Origin of the sequence: Streptomyces sp. NPDC048636, assembly GCF_040650655.1 — a bacterium.
GTDB lineage: Bacteria > Actinomycetota > Actinomycetes > Streptomycetales > Streptomycetaceae > Streptomyces.
Genome location: NZ_JBEZHR010000012.1, coordinates 126,466 through 146,995 on the forward strand (window position 1 = coordinate 126,466; position 20,530 = coordinate 146,995).

A 20,530-nucleotide genomic window follows, 5' to 3' on the forward strand; every position below is an offset into this window, starting at 1 on the left:
CGTTTCAGGGACCCTTGTGCGATTTGGGCTTGCGTGGGTCCCACGGTGGCAGGGGCGGGGCGCCGGGGTGGACCGCTTGCGGGCGGCTCACACGATCGGGGGCGATCCGTCGAGCGGACGTCCGAGGATGCCGGGGCGCCGCTGCCAGGGGTGCGGCCCGGTGGGCGGGCGGTAGCTCACGCCCAGCGCGTCCAGCCGCGCGTAGTGCGCCGCCATGCGCCCCTGGAACTCCGTGAAGTCCCGCTCGGGCGGCGGCGGCAGGGCGGACCAGACGGCCTCGGCGAAGGCGGCGAGCCGGGGAAAGGTCTGGTAGTCGACGCGGCGGCGGTCCTCCATCACCTCGGTCCAGACATTGGCCTGGGCGCCCAGCACCCGTTCCGCGGCGGCGTCGTCGAGCCGCGGCGGAACCGGATCGAAGCGGTAGACGTCCTCCAGGGTACGGACATATCCGATGGGCACCGGTTCGTCATCGCCCGCCGCCTGCCGGTGGTCGAAGTAGACCTGTTGTTCGGGGCACATGACCACGTCGTGACCGGCGCGGGCCGCGGCGACGCCGCCCGCGTAGCCGCGCCAGGAGGCCACCGCGGCGCCGGGCGCCAGACCGCCGCCGCGCTCGCCGCCGCCCTCGAGGATCTCGTCCCAGCCGATCAGCCGGCGGCCGCGCTCCCGCAGCCAGAGCCCGAAGTGCCGGATGAACCAGCTCTGGAGCTCGTCCTCGTCCGCCAGTCCGAGGTCACGGATGCGCGCCTGGGCGGCCGGGGACGCCTTCCACTGGTCCTTGGGGCACTCGTCGCCGCCGAGGTGCACAAAGGTCCCGGGGAACAGTTCGAGCACCTCCTCCAGCACATTCTCGTAGAAGCGGAGCGTGCTGTCGGTGGGCGAGAGTACGTTCGGATTGGTGCGCCAGGTGGTGAGCACCCCGAGCGAGGAGGTGTCGACCACATCGGAGTTGCCCAGTTCCGGATAGGCGGCGATGGCGGCGCCCGAGTGCCCGGGGATGTCGATCTCGGGCACGACGGTGATGTGCCGCTCGGCGGCGTAGGCCACGATCTCGCGGATGTCGTCCTGGGTGTAGTGCCCGCCGTGCGGGCGCGGATCCCACAGCGGTGAGGCGCGGTGGCCCAGTTTGGTGCGCGGTCGCCAGCCGCCGACCTCGGTGAGTCCGGGGTAGCGGCGGATCTCCAGCCGCCAGCCCTGGTCGTCGGTGAGATGCAGATGCAGCACATTGAGCTTGTGGGCGGCCAGCAGGTCGAGATAGGCGAAGACGCCGTCCTTGGGCATGAAGTGCCGTGCCACGTCGAGCATCAGCCCCCGCCAGCCGAAGCGGGGCGCGTCCTCCACGCCGAGGGCGGGCAGCCGCCACTGGTGCCGGGCGGGGTCGATGGGGGCCCGGCGGAAGGCGTCCGGGCCGAGGAGCTGACGGAAGGTCTGGGCGCCCCAGAAGACGCCCGTCTCGCTGCCGCCCTCGATGACGGCCCCGCGGTCGTCCACCACCACGCGGTGGCCCTCGGCGCCGAGTCTGCGCTCCAGTTCGGGGTCGAGGCGCAGCAGGACGCGTCCGGCGTCGCCGTCCGCGGCGGTGTGCGGCGCCAGCGGCAGTCCGGTGGCCGCCCCGACCGTGGCGCACAGCCAGCGGGCCACCCGCTCGGTGCCGGGGCGGGCTTCGATACGGGTGTGCTCGTCGAGCACATATCCCCCCGCCCGCCCCTCGCCGCCGGGCAGGGTGGCCCAGGTGGTGCGCGGGGCCGGGATCAGACCGTGGGCGGCTGCGCCCGCGGGGTCGGGGGTCGGGTCGGGACGGGGACCGGCGGGTCCGGGCATGGATATGTGTCCTTAGTCCTTCACGGCGCCGCCCAGCCCGGAGACCAGTCGGCGCTGTACGAGTACGAAGAAGACCAGTACGGGGATGGTCATGACGGTGGACCCGGCCATGATGCCTCCCCAGTCGTTGCCCTCGTCCTTGAAGAAGACCAGCAGCGCCATCGGGAGCGTGGAGTTCTCGGTGGCGCTGATGATGAAGGACTTGGCGAAGAGGAAGTCGTTCCAGGCGGAGATGAAGGAGAAGACGCTCGTCGCGACAAGTCCCGGGAAGACCAGGGGGAAGAGGATCTGCCACAGGAAGCGGGAGCGGCTGGCGCCGTCGAGATGGGCCGCCTCCTCCAGCGACTCGGGCACCGCCTTGACGAAGCCGCGCAGCATCCAGACGGCGAACGGCAGCGAGAAGGCGATATGCGGCACGATCAGCGAGCCCAGGGTGTTGAGCCCGATGCCCGGCACCGTCTCCCCCAGGTCCCGCATCAGGAAGAACATGGGGATGGTCAGCGCCTCGATCGGCACCATCTGGGCGACCAGGAACATGATCAGCAGGGTGGTGCGCAACCGGAAGCGGAAGCGGGTGACCGCGGTCGCGGCGAGAAAGGCGATCAGCGCGGACGCGACCACCACCACGGCGGCCACGAACAGGCTGTTGAGGAAGTACCGCCCGAAGTCCTCCTGTTCGAAGACGCGCCGGAAGGAGTCCAGCGAGGGCGAGGTGGTCCAGGGGCGGGGCTCGGTGGACTGGATCTCGCCTTCCGGCTTGAAGGCGGACAGCACCATCCAGTAGAGCGGGAAGGCGACCACGGCGGCCACCAGCAGGGCCGTGGCCTCCGCCAGCAGCCGCCAGGGGCGGCGCACGCGCAGGGAGATACGGGAACGGCTCATAGTTCTTCTCCCTGACGTCGCAGCAGCCGCAGGTAGACCAGGGTGATCACGAGCAGGATCAGCAGCATCACCACGCCGATCGCCGAGCCCAGGCTGTACTGCGAGGACGCGAACGCCTTCTGGTACGCGTACACATTGAGCGTGAGGTTCTGTCCGGCGATCCCGCCGCCGTCGGTCATCACATAGATCTGGGTGAAGACCTTGAAGTCCCAGATGATCGACTGGATGGTGACCACGATCAGGATCGGCCGGAGCATGGGCGCCATGACCGAGCGCCAGGTCCGCCAGTGGGAGGCGCCGTCGAGGGAGGCCGCCTCCAGCACCTCCCCCGGGATGGACTTGATGCCCGCGTAGACGGTGACCATGACGAACGGGAACGAGCACCAGACCACTTCGAACAGCACCAGCGCGAAGGCGCTGTAGCGGTCATAGGTCCAGGAGAAGTCCTCGAACCCGGAGAGCCCCAACCACACCAGGACCTTGTTGACCGGCCCGTAGTCGGGGTCGAAGAGAAAGACCCAGACGGTGGAGCCGGTGATGCCCGGGGTGGCCCAGGCGCCCAGCGCGGCCAGCATCAGCGCCAGCCGCGGCAGGGCCCGTACCCGGGTCAGCAGCACCGCCAGCGCGCAGCCCACCGTGAGGGTGGAGACCACGCAGACGGCGGCGAAGACCAGGGTGGCGGTGGTGACCTCCCAGAACTGGCTGTCGCCGAAGAGCTGGGAGTAGTTGGCGAAGCCCTGGAAGGTCGCCGGTTCACCGCCGCTCACCTGTGCCTGGGTGTACTCCAGGAAGGAGATCAGCCCGAGCTGGTAGATGGGGTAGACGAGCAGTCCGCCCAGGACGACCAGGGCCGGGGCGAGGTACAGCCAGGGAGTCCAGGCCCTCCGCCGCCTGGCTCCCTGACCGACTCCGTTGCCCGGCCCACCGCGACGGTGGGCAGGGGCGGCCGCGCGCGGCCTGGCGTGCTTGGTGGTGGTGCCGGGACTCACTGTGCGAATGCCTCGTCCATCTTTTTCGCCGCGTCGGAGGCCGCGTCATCGACGCTCTTACGGCCGCTGACGACCTCCTGGAACATGGTGGGCAGCACCAGTTGGGCGTCGATCGCGGCCCAGCCGGGGCTGGCCGGGACGAACTTGGCGCTGTCCGAGAGGGTCTTGACGAACGGCTTGACGAACGGCTGCTTCTGCGCGACCGCGCCCCGGACGTCGGTGAAGGTGGGCAGGAAGCCCATCGCGTTGAACAGCTTCGTCTGGGTCTTCTTCCCGGCGAGGGTCTTCAGCAGGTCCACCGAGAGGGTGCGGTGGCTGGTGCTCCTGAGGATGCCCAGATTGTTCCCACCTGCGAACGCGGGGGCCACCTCACCCTTCTTCACACCCGGCAGCGGGACCACCCCGTACTTGCCCTTGGCCTTCCCCGCCTCGATGGCCTGGTGATTGAAGTCACCGGCGATGGCCATGCCCGCCTTGCCCGAGGCGAAGGACTGGACGGTGTCGTTGCCGCCCCACTGGGCGCACTTGGCGGCCGGGCAGTTGTCGTCGCGGAAGAGCGAGGTGTACGCCTTGATGCCCTTTTTGGCGTCGCTGCTGTCAATGGCCGCGTCGTACTGGTTGGAGCCGAACTTGCCCTTTTCCGTCGCGATATCACCGCCATGCGCCCAGATAAACGGCATCGCGGCATAGGTGGAGGCACCACCCACCGCGATTCCGTACATGTCCGGATGCTTGGCGCGGATCTTCTTGGCGTCGGAAATCAACTCGTCCTGGGTGGTCGGCGGTTTGAGGCCGAGCTCCTTGAAGACGTCCTTGCGGTAATAGAGCGCCCGCACCCCGACGAAGAGCGGCGCACCGTACACCTTGCCGCCGATGGTGACCGAGTACTCCGTGGTCGGGTCGGTGTTCATGGCCTCGTCCCAGGCCCCGAACTCCTTGCTGATGTCCATCAGACCGCCGTCCTTCACATACCCGGCGGTGTCGGTGTTGCCGTACTCGATCAGGTCCGGCGCGCTCTTGGGGTCGTTGAAGGCCGCCTTGATCTTCTGTGCCCGGGTGTTGACGGGAATGTAACTGACATCGACCTTTACGTCGGCATGTTCCTTTTTGAAGTCGGCGACGGCTTCGTCGACCACGTCCTCTTTCGGCTTGTTGTTGACCTCGCGGAAGAGCCACACCCGCATGGTGCCGGTCTTCTCGTCGTTCTTGGAGCTGTTGTCCGACGTGGAGGGCGCGCACGCGGTGGCGGTCAGCCCCGCGAGGACCAGCGCCGCCGCGGGGGCGGCGACACGTCGGGAGAGCATGGGGGGCTTGGACAGCTTCATGGACACCCTTAGCACCAGGGCGTTGCACATAACGCAACGCGCATTTCGCTCAGCACAATATGCGTGAGGCTAAGGAATGTTGGGCGTCCACGACAAGAGGTCTCAACCACTCCGTGACACAGGAAGTTTGCCGTTACCGCTTCGGCAACTCTTCTCCGGGGTAGGACGGTTCGGGATACGGGGCCGCCTCGACCCTCGCGCCGGAGGTCTTCAGACGGCCCGTCACCTCGGGCCAGTCCGGCCAGGAGCTCTCGATACGCGCCAGTACGCGGGCGCTCGCGACGAGGACGACCTCGCACCCCGGGTCGTCCGCCCACTCCAGGAGCCGCGGCAGGGCCGGCTGTGACGCCGACACCACACAGCTGCCCGCGGCCGCGTAGCCGCGCTCCTCCGCCAGCCGTCCACAGCGCTCCAGCTGGGCGTCCCAGTCCTTCTCGAACTGGCAGTAGATGCCCGCGGCTTCCGTGTCGGGCTCGTCGACCTCCCGCGCCCCGAACACCAGACAGACCGCGCGCGACTCCGATCCGCTCTCCGCACGCCCGCTCATGGGGGCGACCCTACTGGGCGGGCACCGCCGCGGCGCCGGGAACGCGTCAACCCTCACACCTCGTCGCCGACGCCGTCCGGGCACAGCGGAACGCGGTACGTCCGGCCCGCGTCCCCGGGGTGGGGGGACGCGGGCCGGACGTACCGCGCGCGGGGCCGTGGAGCGGGAGGGGGTGGCGCCGGTCAGGGCGCCGGGTGGCTACTTCTGGCCGCCGCCCTTGCCACCCTTGCCGCCGTCCTTGCCCTTGTCATCGCCGCCGGAGCCCATGCCCTCGAAGATCTCCTTGCACATCGGGCACACCGGGTACTTCTTCGGGTCCCGGCCCGGGACCCACACCTTGCCGCAGAGTGCGACCACCGGAGATCCGGAGAGCGCGCTCTCCATGATCTTGTCTTTCTGCACATAGTGGGCATAGCGCTCGTGGTCGCCGTCACCGTGCGACACCTGCGGTGTCGGCTCAACGAGGGTCCCCGTGCCTGCCCCGCGCTCGGGCTCAAGAGTGCTCATACAGCCCTAGGGTACTCATGCCCGCCCGGTGCGGCGGATGTGCGACGGGCCACGTTCCTGCCGGTGACCGGCTCAGGATCGCCCCGGACCGGGCCCAGTTCGCCGGACTAGTTCAGCGACGGGTCGTCCGGATAGGTGGCGACCATCGCCAGCTCGCTGCGCTGGCGCCGCAGCACCGCCCGCCACAGCCGCTCCGGCGCCGGTGAGGAGACGTCCCCGGGCTCGGACTCCACCACGTACCAGGCGCCCTCGGACAGCTCGTCCTCCAGCTGGCCCGGCCCCCAGCCCGCGTACCCCGCGAAGATCCGCAGACTGCCCACGGCGGCCGCCAGCAGCTCCGGCGGCGCCTCCAGATCGACCAGTCCGATCGCCCCGTGCACTCTGCGCCAGCCGAGTGGTCCGTCCTCGCTGCGCGCCGGCTCCCGGCCGCTCTCACCCGGCACGACGGCCACGCCCAGCGCGGAGTCCAGCGAGACCGGACCGCCCTGGAAGACCACACCCGGCTCCCCGGCCAGCGCGGCCCAGGACTCGAGGATGTCGCCGACCCCCACCGGGGTGGGGCGGTTCAGCACCACGCCGAGGGAGCCCTCCTCGTCGTGGTCGAGGAGCAGCACCACCGCACGGTCGAAGTTCGGGTCAGCAAGCGCCGGTGTCGCGACAAGCAGCCGTCCTGTGAGCGAGGACACCTCCGTCATGGCCACATGATCCCGCAAATCCCCTCCGGACGGGGAGTGGAATCCGACTCCCGTATGAGAGCAGGTCGGGGCGTACGACAGCAGGAGCGGCGCACATGACTGTGGGCTCCCTGACCGGCACGGAACGTGTTCTGCCCGATTCATGCCGTCACGACCGCCGCACGAGGCTTATGGAGGGGGTCCGCGCGGCCATTACTCTTGCCCTTTGGCCCCTTGCCCGTCTCAGGAACGCGAGACCAGATGACCCGCGAGAACGATGTCCTGCTCGTCCATGGCGGCACCCCGCTCGAGGGCGAGATCCGTGTCCGCGGCGCGAAGAACCTCGTGCCGAAGGCCATGGTCGCCGCTCTCCTCGGCAGTGCGCCGAGCCGGCTGCGCAACGTCCCCGACATCCGTGATGTCCGGGTGGTCCGCGGTCTGCTCCAGCTGCACGGGGTCACCGTGCGCCCCGGCGAGGAGTCCGGCGAACTGGTGCTCGACCCCACGCATGTGGAGAGCGCCAACGTCGCCGACATCGACGCGCACGCCGGTTCCTCGCGGATCCCGATCCTCTTCTGCGGTCCGCTGCTGCACCGCCTCGGCCACGCGTTCATCCCCGGCCTCGGCGGCTGCGACATCGGCGGCCGTCCGATCGACTTCCACTTCGATGTGCTCCGCCAGTTCGGCGCGACCATCGAGAAGCGCGCGGACGGCCAGTACCTGGAGGCCCCGCACCGGCTGCGCGGCACCAAGATCCGGCTGCCGTACCCGTCGGTGGGCTCCACCGAACAGGTGCTGCTGACCGCGGTGCTCGCCGAGGGTGTGACGGAGCTCTCCAACGCCGCCGTCGAACCGGAGATCGAAGACCTCATCTGCGTGCTCCAGAAGATGGGCGCCATCATCTCCATGGACACCGACCGGACCATCCGGATCACCGGTGTGGACAGACTCGGCGGCTACAACCACCGCGCCCTGCCGGACCGCCTGGAGGCCGCCTCCTGGGCCAGCGCGGCCCTGGCGACCGAGGGCAGCATCTTCGTCCGGGGCGCCCGCCAGCGCGAGATGATGACCTTCCTCAACACCTTCCGGAAGGTCGGCGGCGCGTTCGACATCGGCGACGAGGGCATACGGTTCTGGCACCCGGGCGGCAAGCTCAACGCCATCGCACTGGAGACCGACGTCCACCCCGGCTTCCAGACCGACTGGCAGCAGCCGCTGGTGGTCGCCCTCACCCAGGCGTCCGGTCTGTCCATCGTGCACGAGACGGTCTACGAGTCCCGGCTGGGATTCACCTCCGCGCTCAACCAGATGGGTGCGCACATCCAGCTCTACCGGGAGTGCCTGGGCGGCTCCGCCTGCCGCTTCGGCCAGCGGAACTTCCTCCATTCGGCGGTTGTCTCCGGCCCCACCCGGCTCCAGGGCTCCGATCTGGTCATCCCCGACCTGCGGGGCGGCTTCTCCTACCTGATCGCGGCACTGGCCGCGCAGGGCACCTCGCGGGTGCACGGGATCGACCTGATCAACCGCGGCTACGAGAACTTCATGGCGAAGCTGATGGAGCTGGGCGCCAAGGTCGAGCTGCCGGGCGGTGGCGACACCATCTGAGACATACCGGCCGACTCCAGGCATTCCGCCCCGCGACCGGCCACGACACCGCGCGCCGGGCCGCTCCAAGCGGCCCGGCGCGCGGTGTGTACGGGGCGAGAACGGCGCCAGAAGGCGGCTCAGCGGCCCCGGAACAAGGCGAAGGGGCGGCCACCCCACCGGATGGCCGCCCCTTCGTACAGACGGTTACTTGCCCTTCGCGGCTTCCTTGAGCTTGGAGCCCGCGGAGACCTTCACGCTGTAGCCGGCCGGGATCTCGATCGGCTCGCCGGTCTGCGGGTTACGCGCGGTGCGGGCCGCACGGTGGGTCCGCTCGAAGGTCAGGAAGCCGGGGATGGTGACCTTCTCGTCGCCCTTGGCGACAATCTCGCCGGTCACCTCTGCGAGGGCGGCCAGAACGGCGTCGGCGTCCTTGCGGGTCACCTCGGCGCGCTCGGACAGAGCGGCCACCAGCTCACTGCGGTTCATGTTGTACTCCCGTGTTCATCTTGCCAATGAGGCGTGAGATCGAAGCCGATGCTGCCAGGGCCCTCGGACAGTCCCCGGACCCGGGTCTGCTGTTCAGACCCTCGCGCCCGGAACGCATCCTGCCCCCACCTGTGGCGGGAAAGCCAATCCGGAACCCCGGATGAGTCACACGAAAAGCGCCAGGGCGGTCGTTTTTCTGCCCGCCACCCTATGGGTGCGCCGTGGACCCCACAGCATGCGACGCGCCGTGCCCGGCCTAGACCGCCGTGGTACCGGTCACAGCCCTGGCCGCGTCGCGCACCGCTCCGGCGACCGCGCCCGCCACCTTGTCGTTGAAGACGCTGGGGATGATGTAGTTCGCGTTGAGCTCGTCGTCGTGGACCACATCAGCCAGCGCGCGGGCCGCCGCCAGCATCATCTCCGTGTTCACCGTACGGGACTGCGCGTCCAGGAGCCCGCGGAAGACACCCGGGAAGACCAGTACGTTGTTGATCTGGTTGGGGAAGTCGGAGCGGCCGGTGGCGACCACGGCGGCGGTCTGCCGGGCGATCGCCGGGTCCACCTCGGGGTCGGGGTTGGCCAGCGCGAACACGATCGCGTCATCCGCCATGGCGGCCACGTCCTCGCCGCCCAGCACGTTCGGGGCGGACACGCCGATGAAGACGTCGGCCTCCCGCACCGCCTCGCGCAGGGTGCCGGTGACGCCCTCGGGGTTGGTGTTGTCGGCGATCCAGCGCAGCGGGGACTCCGGGTCGGCGGAGACCAGGTCCTGGCGCCCGGCGTGCACCACCCCGTGGATATCGGCCACGACCGCGTGCTTGACGCCCGCGGCGATCAGCAGCCGCAGGATGGCGGTGCCCGCCGCGCCCGCGCCGGACATCACCACCCGCACATCGCCGATCTTCTTGTCGACCACCCGCAGCGCGTTGGTCAGGGCCGCGAGCACCACGATCGCGGTGCCGTGCTGGTCGTCGTGGAAGACCGGGATGTCCAGGGCCTCGCGCAGCCGGGCCTCGATCTCGAAGCAGCGGGGCGCGGAGATGTCCTCCAGGTTGATCCCGGCGAAGCCCGGCGCGATGGCCTTCACGATCGCGACGATCTCGTCGGTGTCCTGGGTGTCCAGGCAGAGCGGCCAGGCGTCGATCCCCGCGAACCGCTTGAAGAGGGCCGCCTTGCCCTCCATGACCGGCAGCGCGGCCTTGGGGCCGATATTGCCCAGGCCCAGCACCGCGGAGCCGTCGGTGACCACCGCGACGCTGTTCCGCTTGATGGTCAGCCGCCGGGCGTCCTCGGGGTTGTCCGCGATCGCCTGGCAGACCCGGGCGACACCGGGCGTGTAGACCATGGAGAGGTCGTCACGGTTGCGGATCGGGTGCTTCGACGACATCTCGATCTTGCCGCCGAGGTGCATCAGGAACGTACGGTCGGAGACCTTGCCGAGGGTGACTCCGTCGATGCCCCGCAGCTTCTCGACGATCTCGTCCGCGTGGGCGGTGGAGGTCGCGGCGATGGTGACGTCGATACGGAGCTTCTCGTGACCGGAGGCGGTCACGTCGAGGCCGGTGACGGAGCCACCGGAGGACTCCACGGCCGTGGTCAGCTGGCTGACCGCGGTACCGCTCGCGGGCACCTCCAGCCTGACCGTCATCGAGTACGAGACGCTGGGCGCCGTTGCCATGGCCGTCTTCCTCTGCTTTCCCTTGTTTCAGGTATGCGGCCACGGGGTAGCGGCCGCCATCCTCAGATGGTTACACCTACCTTCCGGTACCAGGTAACCCGGCCCGACTTTCGGACATATTGTTCTGACATACGAGAGTGGGGTCAGCGGAGTGGAAAAGCCCCACTCCTTCGCGCGAACCGCCCGCGAGGCGGAGTGTCCCGCGGCCCCGCCGTCCTAGGCTCTGGCGCGCACAGAGTCGAGGGACAGAGGAGCGCCGGCATGGCTCAGGGCACCGTCAAGTGGTTCAACGCCGAAAAGGGCTACGGATTCATCGCCCAGGAGGGCGGCGGGCCGGACGTCTTCGTCCACTACAGCTCGATCGACGGGAGCGGCTACCGCAGCCTCGCCGACGACCAGCGGGTGGAGTTCCAGATCGTCCAGGGCCGCAAGGGTCCGCAAGCCGAAGAGGTCCGCGTCCTGGGCTAGGACGCGGACCTCTTCCGGATGCGTAGGGTGGCACCGACCCGCCATGCTCGCCTCGCGGCAAGTGGTCGCTCGAAGCGACGAAGGTTGGGCCCGGGGGCTTGGATCGAGCCGGTGCCACAGCAAGGCTAACAAACCATCCCCGGAAGCGATTCCCTCCTCGGGGGTTGATTTCCGGGGCCCTCGGGCGGGCCCCTTCCGTCACTCCCGCAGCAGGTCCGGGACGCCGTCCGCGTCCGGTGCGTCGCGCTTGCCCGACACCACCGTCAGCCGCTGGGTGGCCCGGGTCAGCGCCACGTACAGCACCCGCAGCCCCGCCGGGGACTCATCGGCGATCTCCGCCGGGGAGACCACGACCGTCGCGTCGTACTCGAGCCCCTTGGCCTCCAGACTGCCCAGCGCCACCACCCGGTCGCCCAGGCCGTCCAGCCATCCACGCGCCCGCTCACGCCGGTTCATGGCGACGACGACGCCGACCGTGCCGTCCACCTCGCCCAGCAGCCGGACCGCCTCCGCCCGTACCGCCGCGCCCACGTCGCCGTTGCGGCCCCGGGCGAACCGCGGTGCCACACCGGTGGAGCGGACCGCCTCGGGGGACGGCGTACCGGGCATGGCGAGCGCCAGGACCCTGGCCGCCAGCTCCGCGATCTCCGCCGGATTGCGGTAGTTGACGGTGAGGGTGAAGCGGCGGCGCGGCCGGGTGCCGAGCGCCTCGTCCCGCGCGGCCCCCGCCTCGTCCGGGTCCGACCAGGAGCTCTGCGCGGGGTCGCCCACCACCGTCCAGGTGGCGTGTCGGCCGCGCCGCCCCACCATCCGCCACTGCATGGGCGTCAGATCCTGTGCCTCGTCCACGATGACGTGGGCGTAGTCGGCGCGTTCGCGCTCCAGCCGGTCGGCGCGGCGCTGGGCGGTCCGCTCCGCGTGGGTGGTCAGCTCCTCCAGTCCGGTGAGGTGGTCCAGCGGATCCGCCTCACGGGGCGCGGCGGGCCGGACGGGGGCGCCCAGGACCGTCTGGAGCTCGTCCAGCAGCGCCACGTCATGGACGGACAGCGGGCCCTGGCCGTCCTCGCCCAGCCGGGTGAGGGAGCGGGCCACCAGCCGGGTCTCGCGCGGATTGAGCACCCGGCGGGACCAGCGGCCGAGCCGCCGCTCGTCGGCCATCGCGGCGAGCACCGAGCGCGGGGTCAGCTCGGGCCACCAGGCGTCCAGGAACTCCTGGAAGGCGTCCTCGGTGGAGATGTCCTCGTCGAACCCCTCGCGGGCCTCGGCGGCCAGTTCGGGGTCGGTGTAGCGGCGCTGGGCGCCGGAGCGCGCCCACAGCGCGTCCAGCAGCAGCCTGCGGGCGCGGGGGCGCAGCAGATTGACGGGGGCGGTGCCGCCCAGCGCGTGGTGGCGGATCCGGTCCAGCTCATCGGCCTCCAGCTCCACACGGGCGCCGAAGGCGACCACTCGCAGCCGCTCGGGCGGGCCGTCGGGTCTCGCCCCGGTGGCCGCGGCCGGTCTGCCGCCGCCGGGCAGCTCCAGGGCGCCGCGGGCCGCCTTGCGCAGCACCCGCTGCATCCGCGAGGAGCCCTTGATCCGGGCCACCGCCGGCTCGTCGTAGGTGGTGGCCTCCGCGCCGTCCACCAGGGAGCCGACCGCCCGGATGGCGACCTGCCCCTCCTCGCCCAGCGAGGGCAGCACGCCCTCGGTGTAGGCGACCAGCAGCGGGGTGGGGCTGACGATCAGGATGCCGCCCGCGTACCGCCGCCGGTCCTGGTAGAGCAGATACGCGGCGCGGTGCAGCGCGACGGCCGTCTTACCGGTGCCGGGGCCGCCCTCGACCTCGGTGACGGAGGCGGCGGGGGCCCGGATCACCATGTCCTGTTCGGCCTGGATGGAGGCGACGATGTCGCGCATGGTGTGGCCGCGGGCCTGGCCGAGCGCGGCCATCAGCGCCCCGTCGCCGACCACCGGGAGCGCGCCGCCGTCCAGGGTGGCGGTGAGCTCCGGGCGCAGCAGGTCGTCCTCGACGCCGAGCACCCGGCGGCCCTTGCTGCGGATGACCCGGCGGCGGACCACCCGGCCGGGGGCGACCGGGGTGGAGCGGTAGAACGGCGCGGCCGCCGGCGCCCGCCAGTCGATCACCAGCGGGGCGTAGTCGGCGTCCAGCACCCCTATGCGGCCGATGTGCAGGGTTTCGGCGATCTCGGCGCGGTCGCCGTCCTCCGCGGAGCGAATGGCCTCGTCGGCGGGTTCCACGGAGGTGTAGGCGCCGTCCGGCCCCCGGGCGCCGTCCTTGCCGAGGAGCAGATCGATCCGGCCGAAGAGGAAGTCCTCGAATTCGCTGTTCAGCCGGTTGAGGTGGACTCCGGCGCGGAACACCTGGGCGTCCCGCTCGGCGAGCGCGCCGGGCGTGCCGACCTGGCCGCGCTTGGCGGCGTCGTCCATGAGGAACTCCGCCTCGTGGATCTTCTCCTCGAGACGCCGGTACACCCGGTCCAGATGTGCCTGCTCGGTCCGGACCTCGCGGTCCCGGATCCCGTCCCCGCCGCCCGGCGGCGGAGCCGTGCGGCTGTCATGCGTGGCGTTCTGCGCGGCCACCCAAGCCCCCTTCTGTGTCCCTAGGGCAGCCGTCAACCGTACACCCCTTTTGCGCCGTGTCGGGTGTCTCCCGTACGGGTCCGGTGCGCAGGTCGGAACGGTCACCGCCGTTTCCGGCGGTGACCGTGTGGACGCTGTCCGGCGGACGGGGCGGACGGGGCCTAGAGCTCGACCTTGGCCAGCCGCTCGCCGTCCAGGGTGCGGATCTCGAACCGGGCGATGTCCTCCTGGTTCATCGCCGCGCCGCCCTGGGCGTACAGCGGCTCCTTGCTCCAGCGGGAGCCGTCGCCGTCCTTGACGCCGTAGCCCGAGGTGGGCACGGCCCAGGTGGTCACCGTCTCCTCGTGGCCGTCCTTGCCGACGGCCACCAGGTCGCAGGAGCGCGGGCCCTTCACATTGCCCAGCTTGAGGGCGACGGCGGTGCCCCAGCCCTTCTGTTCGAGGGAGACGGAGGCGTCCACCTTGGTGACGGGGTCGACCGCGGTGAACTTCCTCTGCCCCTGGTCGTAGACCTGCTTGGCCGCCGCCACCGGCTTGCCGCCGCCGCCGTCGTCGGAGGAGGCGGAGGTGAGGGCCGCACCCGCGAGCGGGCCGCCGACGATGAGGGCGGCGGCCGCGGCGACGAGGTAGAGACGCCGTCTGCCGGACGCCTTGCGCTTCGCGCTGACATCGGACAGCAGCCGGTCGAGCAACTCGGGCCCGGGGCGGGCGGTGAGCCCTGCCGGATCCGGCAGCGGCCGTCCGTCGGGGGCGGTGGCGAACTCGGCCAACAGCGGCGGAATGCCCATCAGTTCGTCGAGCTCGGCGGCGCACCGGTCGCAGCCGATGAGGTGCTCCTCGAAGCGTGCCGCGTCGGCGGGGTCGAGAACGCCGAGCGCGTAGGCGCCGACGGCCGTGTGCTGCTGGTCGTCCGCTGCCGGCATCATGCCGTCACCCCCCGTTCCTGGAGCGAGAGCTTCAGGGAGCGCAGCGCGTAGAAGACCCGGGACCGCACCGTCCCCGGAGGTACGCGCAGCACCTCGGCCGCCTCACTCACCGTCCGTCCCTTGAAGTATGTCTCCACGAGCGCCTGTCTGTGCGCATCGGTGAGATCGGCGAGGGCGTCGGAGAGGGTCATCTGCCGCAGGGCGCGGTCGATATCGTCCGCGGCGGGCATGACCTCGAGGGGTGAGGCGTCGACTTCCTGGGGGCGCGCGCGGCGTTGGCGGTGGCCGTCGATGACGATGCGGCGGGCCACGGTCACCAGCCAGGGGCGCACCGACCCTCCCGCGCGCTGGAGTTGGTCCGCGTTGCGCCAGGCCCGCAGCAGCGTCTCCTGGACCACGTCCTCGGCGCGGTGCCGGTCGCCCGCCACCAGGCGCAGGACGAAGGCGAGAAGCGGGCCCGCGTGCTCCGCGTAGAGCGCGCGCATCAGCGCGTCGTCCGGTGTCGTCCTCTCGGTCACGAGGGCATCTTTGCGTACGCAAGCCGCCGGGTCGAGGGGGGTACGGGCGGGAATGGCACGGCGTTCACCGGGATTCCTGTGACGTTCGCCCCAATTCCGGACTGAACGCTTCCGGGTATTCGGTACGTACTGGAGTCCGAGAAGCCGGCCCCGGGCGGGGGCCGGTTACCAGGAAGGGCTCCCTCCCCATCTCCGCCCCGCAGGCCCCGGTCCCCCCATCCGGGGCCTGCGTCATTTCTTGGGCGGGAGGTCGTCGTACTTGGCGTCGGCGGCCGGGTCCAATGCCAGCCGGTAGCCGCGTTTGACGACCGTCTGGATCAGCTTCGGGGCGCCCAGCGCGGTCCGCAGCCGGGCCATCGCCGTCTCCACCGCGTGCTCGTCCCGCCCCGCGCCCGGCAGCGCGCGCAGCAGGTCGGCCCGGGAGACCACCCAGCCGGGGCGCCGGGCCAGGGCGCGCAACAGGGCCATGCCCGCGGGCGGTACGACGCGCAGTTCGCCGTCGACGACCGCGGCATGGCCGCGGATCTCCAGCCGTCGTCCGGCCACCGGCAACGACCGGACGCGGCCGGGGAGTTCACGGGCCAGCAGCTGTACGAGCGGGCCGAGCCGGAACCGTTCGGGCTGGCTGGTCGGCACGTCGTGGGCGGTCAGCGGCAGCGCGGTCACCGGGCCGACGCACGCGGGCAGCACATCGTGGCGCAGCGCGTCGAGCAACTCCTCGCGCATGCCCCGCTGTTCGGCCCGGTCCAGCAGGCTCGCGGCGGCGGGGGCGCTGGTGAAGGTGACCGCGTCCAGGACCCGGGCGACGGTGGCGTCCAGCAGCCGGTCCACCGGGCCGATGTCCTCCGGCGGCATCCAGCGGTAGACCGGCACCCCGACCACCTCCGCTCCCCCGGCGCGCAGCGACTCCACGAAGCCCGGCAGCGGTTCGCCGTGCAGCTGGACGGCGATCCGGCGGCCGTCGACGCCCTCCTCCAGCAGCCGGTCCAGCACCTCGGCCATCGACTCGGAGACCGGTGACCACTCCTCGGTGAGGCCGGCGGCGCGGATCGCGCCGCGCACCTTGGGCCCGCGGGCCAGCAGCCGCCCGCCGCGCAGCCGGTCCAGCAGCGCCTCGCCGAGCCCCCAGCCGTCGGCCGCCTCGACCCAGCCGCGGAAGCCGATGGCGGTAGTCGCCACGACCACGTCGGGGGCGTGGTCGAGCAGCCGCTTGGTGGCCGCGAGCAGTTCGGAGTCGTCGGCGAGCGGCACGATGCGCAGCGCGGGCGCGTGCATCACCTCGGCGCCGCGGCGCCGCAGGAGGGCGCCGAGCTCGTCCGCCCGGCGGGCCGCGGTGACGCCGACGGTGAACCCGGCCAGCGGGCCGACGGGGGCGTCCCCGGTGGCCGCGCCGCTCGCCGGAGGCCGGGGCGCAGAGGCGCCGCCCGCCGCGCTGTTCTGGTCTCGGTGCATGGTTCTCGTCCCGATTCACTGTCGTATGGGCGCCTCCGGATCCCGCATCCTGCCGCCGTCCCATGACGGTCGCGGTTCGCGGAGGTTACCCAGGTGTAACGGGCTGTACGGCCGAGGGCTTCCCACCGGCCGTACAGCCGTTGCACGCGGGCTCAGATGTCCGCGTAGGCGGGTTGCCGCCGGGACCGCGGTTCATGTGTCCCGGCCGCGCTCGTCCCGCCCGCGGCGGAGCCGGCGCGCAGGTATACGGCCCAGGTGAGCACGGAGCACAGGGCGTAGAAGGCCAGGAAGGAGACGAAGGCGGGGGTGCCGGAGTGGGCGGTCAGGAACGCCTGCCGGAAGGCGAGGTTGATCCCCAGCCCGCCGACCGCGCCGACCGCCCCGATCAGCCCCATCGCCGCGCCGGACAGCCGCCGCCCGTACGCCGCGGCCTCCTCCCCCGCGAGGCCGCGGGCGACGGCCTTCGCCTGGAAGATCCCGGGGATCATCTTGTAGGTGGAGCCGTTGCCCAGACCGCTGAGGACGAACAGCGCGATAAAGCCGGTGAGGAAGATCCCCAGGGAGCGCTGGGCCGAGGCGTAGACGACCACGAGGGTCGCGGCGGCCATGGCGGCGAAGTTCACCAGGGTGATCCGCGCCCCGCCGTAGGTGTCGGCGAGCCGCCCGCCGACCGGGCGGATGAGCGAGCCGAGCAGCGGGCCGATGAAGGTGAGCGAGGCGGCCTGGAGCGGGGTGCGGTCGAACTGGTTCTGGAGCACCAGACCGAAGGCGAAGCTGTAGCCGATGAACGAGCCGAAGGTGCCGACGTAGAGCAGCGCCATGATCCAGGTGTGCGGGTCGCGGGCCGCCTCCCGGGCCGCGCCGGTGTCGTTGCGCACCGGCGCCAGATTGTCCATGAACAGCGCCGCGAGCACCGCCGCCACCACCACGAGCGGGAGGTAGACGGCCAGCACGAGCCGCGGATGGGCGGCCCCCGCCGTCCCGATGACCAGCAGGCCGACGAGCTGGATGACGGGCACGCCGATATTGCCGCCCCCGGCGTTGAGGCCGAGCGCCCAGCCCTTCTCGCGCAGCGGGTAGAAGGAGTTGATGTTGGTCATGGAGGAGGCGAAGTTGCCGCCGCCCACCCCGGTGACCGCCGCGACCACCAGGAACGTGGTGTACGAGGTGCCGGGCTCCATCACCACGGCGGCGGCGACGGCCGGGACGAGCAGCAGCGCGGCGCTCACCACCGTCCAGTTGCGCCCGCCGAAGCGGGCCACGGCGAAGGTGTACGGCACCCGCAGCACCCCGCCGACCAGGGTCGGCATCGCGACCAGGAAGAACTTCCCGGCCGGGTCCACCCCGTACTCGGGCCCCATGAACAGGACCATCACCGACCACAGGCTCCACAGGGAGAAGCCGATATGTTCGGAGAGGATGGAGAAGACCAGGTTGCGGGCGGCGGTCCGGCGGCCCGTCTGCCGCCAGAAGGTCTCGTCCTCCGGGTCCCACCGCTCGATCCAGCGGCCCCCCTTGCGTGCGGTGGTGGTGGTCGGGGCAGTCATCGCGTCGCCTCCACGGTGCTCGGTGTCCCCGCCGACGCTAGGGACGGCGCGTTACCGCGCTGTGGCGGCAGGTGACACCGGCGAAACCTTGCTCTCACCCGGCGGAACGCGGGGCGGTGAGGCGTACGGCCGTGGGGCGTACAGCCATGGGGCGCGGGGGCCCGCCCGGTGTCAGTGCGCCGCCTCCGGGCGCGGGAGCCAGGCGTGACGGGGCCGGTCCAGCCAGCGGTGCCGGGCGCCGAGGTCATGGGCGGCGGCGAGCAGGGCGGTCAGCCCGGGGTGGCGCAGCCCCCGGCGCCAGACGACGGAGACCGGTGAGAGCGGCACCGGGTCGATCAGCGGGCGCAGCACCGTACCGGGCAGATCGATGAAGACCTCGCTCGCCAGCACCGACCAGCGCCGTTTGGTCACCACCCGGATGAACTCCGCGTCGCCCTCGATCTCCGGGAACGGTTCGGCCATCGCGATCCCGCGCCCCGCGAACAACTGCCGGGCCAGATCGGTCCATTCGGCGGTGGAGGCGTTGCCCGCGGCGGCGTAGAGGGTCTCGCCCGCGAGGGCGGCCAGCGGGATCCGCTCCCGGTGGGCGAGCGGATGGTCCTCGCGCAGCACCACCGCGAGCCGTTCGTAGCGCACCGGCCGGTGCTCGAGACCGGCCAGCACGGCCGGGTCCAGACCGCGGGCGCGGCCGAAGGAGACGTCCAGGCGTCCGGCGAGCAGTTCGGCGGCGGCGCCGGTGAGCCCGCTGTGGTAGCGGGCCACCAGCTCGGTGTCGGCGGTGAGCCGCCGCCGCGCCTCGTCCAGCACCCGGCTGCCGGTGCTCACCGGCGCGCCCACGTCCACCAGCAGCGGACGGCCGGTCCCGCCGCCGACCGCCGCGGCCAGCTCGTCCTGTGCCGCCAGCACCCGCCGCGCGTACGGCAGCAGCCGCTCGCCCTCGGCGGTCAGGGCGACCTGACGGGTGGTGCGGACGAACAGCTCGGCGCCCAGCTCCCGTTCGAGCCTGCGGATATCGCGGCTCAGCGCCTGCTGTGCCACATAGAGGCGGGCCGCGGCACGGGTGAAGTGCAGCTCGTCGGCGACGGCGGCGAAGGCCCGCAGCAGTCGCGGTTCGATATCCCGGTTCACCCCTCCATATTGACAACCCAGATGCGTCAATGGGGCCCGATCAGGTGTTGGACCGGTGACGGGGGCGGCCGGGACCGTAAGGGGGTGATCCTTTTCCTTGCCTCCCGGCCCGTCGTCCGCCGTGTCCCGCCGCCGCCCGCCCGTGGCCGGACCCGTCGCCGTCCGCGCCGCCGTACGGCGTTTCTGACCCCGTACGGACGGCTCTTCGCCGCCCCCGGTGCGCTGGCCTTCACGCTGGCGGCGTTCGCCGGACGGCTGCCGGGGGCGATGCTCGGCGTCGCCCATGTGCTCATGGTCGCCATGGCGCGGGACTCCTACGCGCTGGCGGGTGCCGTCTCGGCGACCGGGGTGGCGGTCACCGCGGTCACCGGACCGCCGCTCGGACGGCTGGTGGACCGGTACGGACAGGCGCGGGTCGCGGTGCCCTCGGTGGCCGTGTTCGCGCTGGGCGCCACCGCGATGGTGCTGTGCGTCCACCACGACGCCCCGGCCTGGGCGCTGTTCCTGTGCGCGGCGGGCTCCTCCGGGGTCCCCAGCCTCGGTTCGATGACCCGCGCCCGCTGGGCGGCGCTCCACCACGACGACGCGGCCGCCCGGCACACGGCCGCCTCCTTCGAGCAGGTGGTGGACGAGGTGTGCTTCATGGCGGGCCCGGCCCTGGCCATGGTGGTGTGCACGGCGCTCTTCCCGGAGGCCGGGCTGCTCATGGCGGCGGCGCTGCTGGTGACCGGCACCCTGCTGTTCGCCGCCCAGCGCCGGACCGAACCGCCGCCGCATCCGCGCCCCGCCACCGGGGAGCGCGCCGTCCCGCTGACGCGCGTCCCGGGGCTACGGGCCCTGCTGCTCACGTTCCTGGCGACGGGCGCGGTGTTCGGCTCCCTGGAGGTCGCGACGGTCGCCACCGTACGGTCCCTCGGCGGTGCCGGGGCGGGCGGCGCGGTCCTGGCCCTCCAGGCGGCCGGATCGTGCGCGGCCGGGCTGGTCTTCGGGGCGCTCCCGCCGCGCGGCGCGCCGTCCACCCGGCTGGTGGCGGGGGTGGCCGCCATGGCGGTGGCCGTCCTCCCGCTGCTGGCGGCGGAGCGGCTGGCGACACTGGCCCCGCTGCTCCTCCTGGCGGGGATGGCCACCGCTCCCACGATGATCACCGGGATGTCGCTGGTCCACCGGCTGGTCCCGGCCGCCCGGCTCAACGAGGGGATGACCACGGTCTACACCGGGCTGCTCATCGGTATCTCCGCGGGCGCCGCGGCGGGCGGCTGGACCGCCGACCATCTGGGCACGGTCTCGCCGTACACCACCCCGGCGGTGGCCGCCGCCCTCGCCCTGGCCGCCGCCCTCGCGGGATGGCGCGGCGGCCGACGGCGGCCCGGCCCGACGCCGTCTCAGGCCGGGGACACGAAGCCGGACTCCTAGGC

The 20,530-nt window shown here is 71.8% G+C and carries 18 protein-coding genes; 3 read left to right on the forward strand and 15 right to left on the reverse strand.

Features of this window, described 5'->3' with window-relative positions; all coding sequences use genetic code 11:
- Positions 1–87: 87 nt before the first annotated feature.
- The 7 genes from AB0C66_RS27775 to AB0C66_RS27805 all read right to left on the reverse strand — a co-directional run bounded on the left by AB0C66_RS27775 (position 88) and on the right by AB0C66_RS27805 (position 6,766).
- Entirely contained in the window at positions 88–1,821 is a 1,734-nt protein-coding gene (locus AB0C66_RS27775) for a beta-N-acetylhexosaminidase (protein WP_362444201.1), read from the reverse strand.
- Between the two features lie 12 nt (positions 1,822–1,833).
- Positions 1,834–2,703 carry a carbohydrate ABC transporter permease gene (locus AB0C66_RS27780; RefSeq protein ID WP_362444204.1) on the reverse strand — a complete coding sequence of 290 codons (870 nt, stop codon included), beginning with the start codon at positions 2,701–2,703 and terminating at the stop codon, positions 1,834–1,836.
- Positions 2,700–3,692 carry a sugar ABC transporter permease gene (locus AB0C66_RS27785; protein WP_362444207.1) on the reverse strand — a complete coding sequence of 331 codons (993 nt, stop codon included), beginning with the start codon at positions 3,690–3,692 and terminating at the stop codon, positions 2,700–2,702. Before AB0C66_RS27785 ends, AB0C66_RS27780 begins: the two co-directional genes overlap by 4 nt.
- A complete protein-coding gene (locus tag AB0C66_RS27790) occupies positions 3,689–5,017 on the reverse strand; it encodes an extracellular solute-binding protein (RefSeq protein ID WP_362444210.1) in 1,329 nt (442 codons plus the stop codon). The genes AB0C66_RS27785 and AB0C66_RS27790 overlap by 4 nt, the downstream gene beginning before the upstream one ends.
- A 133-nt stretch (positions 5,018–5,150) precedes the next feature.
- Positions 5,151–5,564: a hypothetical protein gene (locus AB0C66_RS27795; RefSeq protein ID WP_362444213.1), complete on the reverse strand. Its 414-nt coding sequence runs from the start codon at positions 5,562–5,564 to the stop codon at positions 5,151–5,153.
- Between the two features lie 198 nt (positions 5,565–5,762).
- The gene (locus AB0C66_RS27800) at positions 5,763–6,071 is read right to left on the reverse strand and encodes a DUF3039 domain-containing protein (protein WP_362444216.1); all 309 of its coding nucleotides are present in this window, start codon (positions 6,069–6,071) and stop codon (positions 5,763–5,765) included.
- Positions 6,072–6,178: 107 nt separating this feature from the next.
- Positions 6,179–6,766 carry a YqgE/AlgH family protein gene (locus tag AB0C66_RS27805; RefSeq protein ID WP_362444219.1) on the reverse strand — a complete coding sequence of 196 codons (588 nt, stop codon included), beginning with the start codon at positions 6,764–6,766 and terminating at the stop codon, positions 6,179–6,181.
- Positions 6,767–7,006: 240 nt separating this feature from the next.
- Between AB0C66_RS27805 and murA the strand changes: the two genes are divergently transcribed.
- On the forward strand, positions 7,007–8,350 hold the full coding sequence (gene murA, locus AB0C66_RS27810) for a UDP-N-acetylglucosamine 1-carboxyvinyltransferase (RefSeq protein ID WP_362444222.1): 1,344 nt from the start codon (positions 7,007–7,009) through the stop codon (positions 8,348–8,350).
- Positions 8,351–8,536: 186 nt separating this feature from the next.
- On the opposite strand, the gene AB0C66_RS27815 is transcribed toward murA, so the two are convergent.
- Complete coding sequence (locus AB0C66_RS27815) at positions 8,537–8,818, reverse strand: HU family DNA-binding protein (RefSeq protein WP_014179130.1); 282 nt, start codon at positions 8,816–8,818, stop codon at positions 8,537–8,539.
- A gap of 256 nt (positions 8,819–9,074) precedes the next feature.
- Positions 9,075–10,496 carry an NAD-dependent malic enzyme gene (locus tag AB0C66_RS27820; protein ID WP_362444225.1) on the reverse strand — a complete coding sequence of 474 codons (1,422 nt, stop codon included), beginning with the start codon at positions 10,494–10,496 and terminating at the stop codon, positions 9,075–9,077.
- A gap of 261 nt (positions 10,497–10,757) precedes the next feature.
- Here AB0C66_RS27820 and AB0C66_RS27825 point away from each other — a divergent pair, with 261 nt between their 5' ends.
- The gene (locus AB0C66_RS27825) at positions 10,758–10,964 is read left to right on the forward strand and encodes a cold-shock protein (RefSeq protein ID WP_362444227.1); all 207 of its coding nucleotides are present in this window, start codon (positions 10,758–10,760) and stop codon (positions 10,962–10,964) included.
- A gap of 198 nt (positions 10,965–11,162) precedes the next feature.
- Here AB0C66_RS27825 and AB0C66_RS27830 read toward each other — a convergent pair whose 3' ends face one another.
- From AB0C66_RS27830 to AB0C66_RS27855, 6 genes are all read right to left on the reverse strand, one after another.
- Positions 11,163–13,544 (reverse strand): UvrD-helicase domain-containing protein, encoded by a 2,382-nt coding sequence (locus AB0C66_RS27830; RefSeq protein WP_362444230.1) that lies wholly within the window; start codon positions 13,542–13,544, stop codon positions 11,163–11,165.
- A 161-nt stretch (positions 13,545–13,705) separates the two neighbouring features.
- Positions 13,706–14,470, reverse strand: a complete 765-nt coding sequence (locus AB0C66_RS27835) for a zf-HC2 domain-containing protein (RefSeq protein WP_362444233.1) — start codon at positions 14,468–14,470, stop codon at positions 13,706–13,708.
- Positions 14,467–14,988 (reverse strand): sigma-70 family RNA polymerase sigma factor, encoded by a 522-nt coding sequence (locus AB0C66_RS27840; RefSeq protein ID WP_362444236.1) that lies wholly within the window; start codon positions 14,986–14,988, stop codon positions 14,467–14,469. Before AB0C66_RS27840 ends, AB0C66_RS27835 begins: the two co-directional genes overlap by 4 nt.
- Positions 14,989–15,219: 231 nt before the next feature.
- Positions 15,220–16,440, reverse strand: a complete 1,221-nt coding sequence (locus AB0C66_RS27845) for a uroporphyrinogen-III synthase (protein ID WP_362444239.1) — start codon at positions 16,438–16,440, stop codon at positions 15,220–15,222.
- A gap of 152 nt (positions 16,441–16,592) precedes the next feature.
- Positions 16,593–17,987, reverse strand: coding sequence for a nitrate/nitrite transporter (locus AB0C66_RS27850; RefSeq protein WP_362444242.1), 1,395 nt, complete (start codon positions 17,985–17,987; stop codon positions 16,593–16,595).
- A gap of 171 nt (positions 17,988–18,158) precedes the next feature.
- Positions 18,159–19,115: a LysR family transcriptional regulator gene (locus AB0C66_RS27855; protein WP_362444245.1), complete on the reverse strand. Its 957-nt coding sequence runs from the start codon at positions 19,113–19,115 to the stop codon at positions 18,159–18,161.
- A gap of 183 nt (positions 19,116–19,298) precedes the next feature.
- Here AB0C66_RS27855 and AB0C66_RS27860 point away from each other — a divergent pair, with 183 nt between their 5' ends.
- On the forward strand, positions 19,299–20,528 hold the full coding sequence (locus tag AB0C66_RS27860; protein ID WP_362444422.1) for an MFS transporter: 1,230 nt from the start codon (positions 19,299–19,301) through the stop codon (positions 20,526–20,528).
- Positions 20,529–20,530: the final 2 nt, after the last annotated feature.

Bases quoted from the DNA above. Each gene is read 5' to 3' on its own strand.
- AB0C66_RS27845 (WP_362444239.1), bottom strand. From the start codon at position 16,440: ATGCACCGAGACCAGAACAGCGCGGCGGGCGGCGCCTCTGCGCCCCGG.
- AB0C66_RS27790 (WP_362444210.1), bottom strand. From the start codon at position 5,017: ATGAAGCTGTCCAAGCCCCCCATGCTCTCCCGACGTGTCGCCGCCCCC.
- AB0C66_RS27780 (WP_362444204.1), bottom strand. From the start codon at position 2,703: ATGAGCCGTTCCCGTATCTCCCTGCGCGTGCGCCGCCCCTGGCGGCTG.
- AB0C66_RS27850 (WP_362444242.1), bottom strand. From the start codon at position 17,987: ATGACTGCCCCGACCACCACCACCGCACGCAAGGGGGGCCGCTGGATC.
- AB0C66_RS27815 (WP_014179130.1), bottom strand. From the start codon at position 8,818: ATGAACCGCAGTGAGCTGGTGGCCGCTCTGTCCGAGCGCGCCGAGGTG.
- AB0C66_RS27775 (WP_362444201.1), bottom strand. From the start codon at position 1,821: ATGCCCGGACCCGCCGGTCCCCGTCCCGACCCGACCCCCGACCCCGCG.
- AB0C66_RS27825 (WP_362444227.1), top strand. From the start codon at position 10,758: ATGGCTCAGGGCACCGTCAAGTGGTTCAACGCCGAAAAGGGCTACGGA.
- murA (WP_362444222.1), top strand. From the start codon at position 7,007: ATGACCCGCGAGAACGATGTCCTGCTCGTCCATGGCGGCACCCCGCTC.
- AB0C66_RS27820 (WP_362444225.1), bottom strand. From the start codon at position 10,496: ATGGCAACGGCGCCCAGCGTCTCGTACTCGATGACGGTCAGGCTGGAG.
- AB0C66_RS27800 (WP_362444216.1), bottom strand. From the start codon at position 6,071: ATGAGCACTCTTGAGCCCGAGCGCGGGGCAGGCACGGGGACCCTCGTT.
- AB0C66_RS27835 (WP_362444233.1), bottom strand. From the start codon at position 14,470: ATGATGCCGGCAGCGGACGACCAGCAGCACACGGCCGTCGGCGCCTAC.
- AB0C66_RS27795 (WP_362444213.1), bottom strand. From the start codon at position 5,564: ATGAGCGGGCGTGCGGAGAGCGGATCGGAGTCGCGCGCGGTCTGTCTG.
- AB0C66_RS27805 (WP_362444219.1), bottom strand. From the start codon at position 6,766: ATGACGGAGGTGTCCTCGCTCACAGGACGGCTGCTTGTCGCGACACCG.